Annotated in this window: 5 protein-coding genes; 3 read left to right on the top strand and 2 right to left on the bottom strand. The window is 67.0% G+C overall.

All coding sequences use genetic code 11. The annotated features are described in order from the left end of the window. Both VGZ32_RS23900 and VGZ32_RS23895 read right to left on the bottom strand, forming a co-directional pair. Positions 1 to 542: chaplin (locus VGZ32_RS23900; protein ID WP_326888418.1), on the bottom strand; the 542-nt coding region annotated here is incomplete at its 3' end. 219 nt (positions 543 to 761) lie between these two features. After that, positions 762 to 995 (bottom strand): chaplin, encoded by a 234-nt coding sequence (locus VGZ32_RS23895; protein ID WP_326888417.1) that lies wholly within the window; start codon positions 993 to 995, stop codon positions 762 to 764. A 354-nt stretch (positions 996 to 1,349) separates the two neighbouring features. Between VGZ32_RS23895 and VGZ32_RS23890 the strand changes: the two genes are divergently transcribed. The 3 genes from VGZ32_RS23890 (at position 1,350) to VGZ32_RS23880 (ending at position 3,723) form a co-directional block, all read left to right on the top strand. After that, entirely contained in the window at positions 1,350 to 2,096 is a 747-nt protein-coding gene (locus VGZ32_RS23890) for a MerR family transcriptional regulator (RefSeq protein WP_326888416.1), read from the top strand. Between the two features lie 223 nt (positions 2,097 to 2,319). Further along, on the top strand, positions 2,320 to 2,688 hold the full coding sequence (locus VGZ32_RS23885) for a cell division protein SepF (RefSeq protein WP_326888415.1): 369 nt from the start codon (positions 2,320 to 2,322) through the stop codon (positions 2,686 to 2,688). A gap of 186 nt (positions 2,689 to 2,874) precedes the next feature. Continuing rightward, positions 2,875 to 3,723 carry a hypothetical protein gene (locus VGZ32_RS23880; protein ID WP_326888414.1) on the top strand — a complete coding sequence of 283 codons (849 nt, stop codon included), beginning with the start codon at positions 2,875 to 2,877 and terminating at the stop codon, positions 3,721 to 3,723. Positions 3,724 to 3,770 lie beyond the last annotated feature (47 nt).

Raw genomic sequence — 3,770 nt, 5'->3', positions numbered from 1 at the left:
ACCGGTACCTGGAGGACGTTACCGGCTACGATGCCCGGCGAATTCGAACCAGAGCCGGAGGCGGACGTGCCGCCGCCCTCGCCGCTGTTCTTGCACGAGTTGCCGCGGTCGTTGTTCCCGATGCCGATGATGTCGAGCTGGTTGCCGCAGATGTTGACCGGCGCGTTGATCGGAATCTGGATCAGGTTGCCGGAGCCGACGCCGGGGGAGCCGTGGCTCGATCCCGAGGCACTCGCGCCCCCACCCGAGTTGGCGCAGTCGTTTCCGGCCACGGTGTCCAGGATCCCGATCACGCCGACCTGGTTGCCGCAGATATTGATCGGCAGGTTGATCGGGATCTCGAGCAGGTTGCCAGAGGCGACGCCCGGCGAGCCGGCCGCGTCACCGGACGCGGTGGCGCCGGTGTCGGCCTGGGCGGTGGTCATGCCGAACCCGGTCATCAGCAGGCCGCCCGTGGTGAGACCCAGCGCGACGTGTCGTCGAGTGGAGTAGTACATGTGGAATCCCAAGCCCTTCAGTTGGACGCCGCCTGGTTGATTCATCCGGAAAGAACGAAGTGCGACGATCTGGGTTTCGGCAAATCTGACGAATCCTGCGGACGAGTGAATTGCGCGCCGATCGCACAACCGTCGTCGGCGCGGCATACCGCGCGGCGCCGTGAAATCGGAACCGACGTGTTCGAACTCGACGACGAACGGGTGGAGCCCGGACCGCACGTGCCGGTCCGGGCTCCACCACTCGCCGGAGGTCCCGGCTGTGGGTCAGTTCTCGCTGTGGTTGCCGAAGACCCAGTCGAGCACGCCGATGACGTCAACGCCGTTGCCGGTGATGTTGATCGGCGCGTGCACCGGAACCTGGGTGTTGTTGCCGGAGCCGACGCCGGGTGAGTTCCACGCCGAGCCCTCGGCAGAGGTGTCGGCCATCGCCGCGCCGGCGCCGGCCACGATCAGGCCGCCGGCGGCCGCGGTCAGGGCGACGATCTTCTTGAGCTTCATCGAGAGATACCTCGCGGTTCAGTTGATACAGGGCAGGTGGGGTCGCGGCGGCTGGCCGTCCCGACGTGCGGACGGCACCGAGAGTCGCAGTGCCGCCCGGCGCCACGTGCATCCCAACGAGGCCTGAACGCGCCGAGGCACGGATACGATCTGCTGATCCTTCTTTTTGGCGAACCTACGATCAACTGAATGTTCCGTCAGCGGAAATGCGCTCATCGGACCACTCGGCAAACGCGCAGGTAGCCCTCGAACGGTCGCACTTGCGCTTGCCGCAACGTCAACTTCTAGCGTCGGCGACAGGCCGGAAAGACCGGCCTGAGGGTCGCGACCGGGCGGACGGCGGAGGATGAGACCGTGACGTGGACCATCGCGGAAGTCGCGCGGATGTCGAAGATCACAACGCGCGCGCTGCGGCACTACGACGCGATCGGACTACTGCCGCCCGCCGGAGTCGGGCCGGGCGGCGTGCGTCTCTACGAGCGCGAACAGCTGATGTGCCTCCAACGCGTGCTGTTGCTGCGTGAGCTGGGACTCGGGCTCGACGTCATCGCGTCCGTGCTCGACGAGCAGGACGAGCGCGGCACGGAAGCCGTGCTCGCCCGGCACCGTGACTGGCTGCTCAATGAGAGCGAGCGGCTGGCCCGGCTGGCCACCACCGTCCAGCGCACCCTCGACTCCATGACCGGAGGAACAGAAATGCAACCCGAGGAGCTGTTCGAGGGCTTCGACCCGGCCGAGTACGAGGCCGAGGTCAACGAGCGGTGGCCGGAGCAGGCCGCCGAGGCGCGCCGCCGTACCGCCGGCTGGACACCCGAGGACTTCAAGGAGGCCGGGCGGAAGCAGGCCGAGTTCGCGCGCCGGTTCGCAGGCCTCGCGCGCGACGGCGTGGCTGCTGACGACCCGCGTACCCAAGCGGCCGTCGCCGCGCACTACACGGGCGTCTGCCAGTTCTGGACGCCGAACGCCGCTGCGTACAAGGGGCTCGGCGAAATGTACGTCGCCGACGAGCGCTTCCGGCAGAACTACGACAAGCACCGGCCGGGAACAGCTCAGTATCTGCGTGACGCGATCGTGGTCTACGCCGACGCCAACCTGGACTAGGCGGTGCGGTCGTACTCGAGCGGCTGCCATACCACGCGCCACCGACAGAACCGGCGCGTCGCCGGACCTCCACCCCGAAAACCAGCTAGCGTAGACAGCTAAGAAGAGAAACACTCGAATGAGCAACCCGACGGTGCGACGTCATAAGCGTGACGCCGTGTGAGACGATCACTAAGGGTTCACCCATTCAGGTGCTCGAACGGCTTCAGGAAGGAGGCGTGCGATGGTGTCGAGCCGCAGGGCGACCGCCCCGCATTTGGTGCCGGTCGACGACGGCGAGCGGTGGTACGGCGAGGAGCTGGGTACTCGCGCCGGATACCGCATCGCCACCGTGCGCCCGCAGAGCTTCACCGATGCCAAGGTCATCGGCGAGTACTTCCGGGATGGCATCCCGGTCATCATGAACCTGGCGGATCTGGAGGAGGCCGACGCGAAGCGGATCGTCGACTTCGCCTCCGGCCTGATCTTCTCGCTGCGCGGCGGGATAGAGCGGGTCGCCTCCCGGGTGTTCCTGCTCTCGCCGCAGGGCACGGAGCTGATGGACGGGGCGCAGAGCCCGTCCGCCGACCCGGGGTTCTTCAACCAGGACTAACAAGGTCCGGATCGCCCACCAAAGCGGCAGACGCCGCCGGGAACTCGTCCATCGCGACGGGTAACCGGCGGCGTCTCAGTTTTCCACAGCTTTCTGCCGATGCATCCACGGCCCTCCCGAGCAGCCAAGTGGCGCTGTTAATGTCGCCGCAGGTCTTCAAAGGCGAAAACGGGGAGAGGTTTCGGCATGGCTTTGGATCTGCCGGGGGAAGTGGTCCGGCTCCTGAATTTCATCGGGGTCGACTGGCCGATGATCAACGAGGACGCTGTGCGTGAGGTCGCCGGATTCGTGAAGGAGTTCGCGGACGACCTCCAGTCCTCGCATCAGGACGCGACGCAGGCGATCCACGCGACGGGAGCCGCGTATCAGGGCACGTCGTACGATGCGTTGGTCCAGGGCTGGGCGGACAAGTCGAACACGCACATGACGGCCCTGTTGGACGCCTGCCGCGTCGTGGTGACGGCCCTCGAGGCGGCCGCGGACTTCATCGTGGCGCAGAAGGTCGTCGCGATCGGTGAACTGGTCGCGCTCGCAGCGTCGTTCATAGCGGACCAGGCCGCCGCCGTCGCCACGTTCGGCCTAGCCGAGGCGGCGCTCGCCGCGATCGAGATGGCCGCCCGCAAGGCGGTCGAGTTCCTGGAGCAGCAGCTGGAGCAGTTCATCATCGCCGAGGTGATCGAGGGGGGCTTCAAGGCGCTCAAGCCGGTGGTCGAGAGCGCGATGAAGGGCTTCGTGTTCGAGGCGACCGCAGGCGCCCTCGGTATCGCGGCCAGCAGTGGCGCAAGCGGGAGTGGAGGTGGAGGAGGTCATGCCCAAGACAGAGGCGCCGACGCCGGTAATGGCGCTGGCGGCAGCGCTGGCACTGGCACCAGCAGCGGCACCCGCAGTGGCGTCGGCACCAGCACCAGCACCGGTTTCATGATCCATCCGGAGCAGCTGCATTCGCACGCGCAGATCTTGCACAGACACGCGGACGCGGTCGCCGGACACGCGCAGATGCTCATCGGCAGGCTGTCGGGAGTGAGCTTCACATGAGCGAGGCCGCCCACGTCCTTGAACGCGGGGTCCGCGACGACCTGGTC

Origin of the sequence: Actinocrinis sp. (assembly GCF_035938995.1) — a bacterium.
Taxonomy (GTDB): Bacteria; Actinomycetota; Actinomycetes; order Streptomycetales; family Catenulisporaceae; genus DASZGI01.
This window is presented reverse-complemented; position numbering and strand designations above follow the sequence as displayed.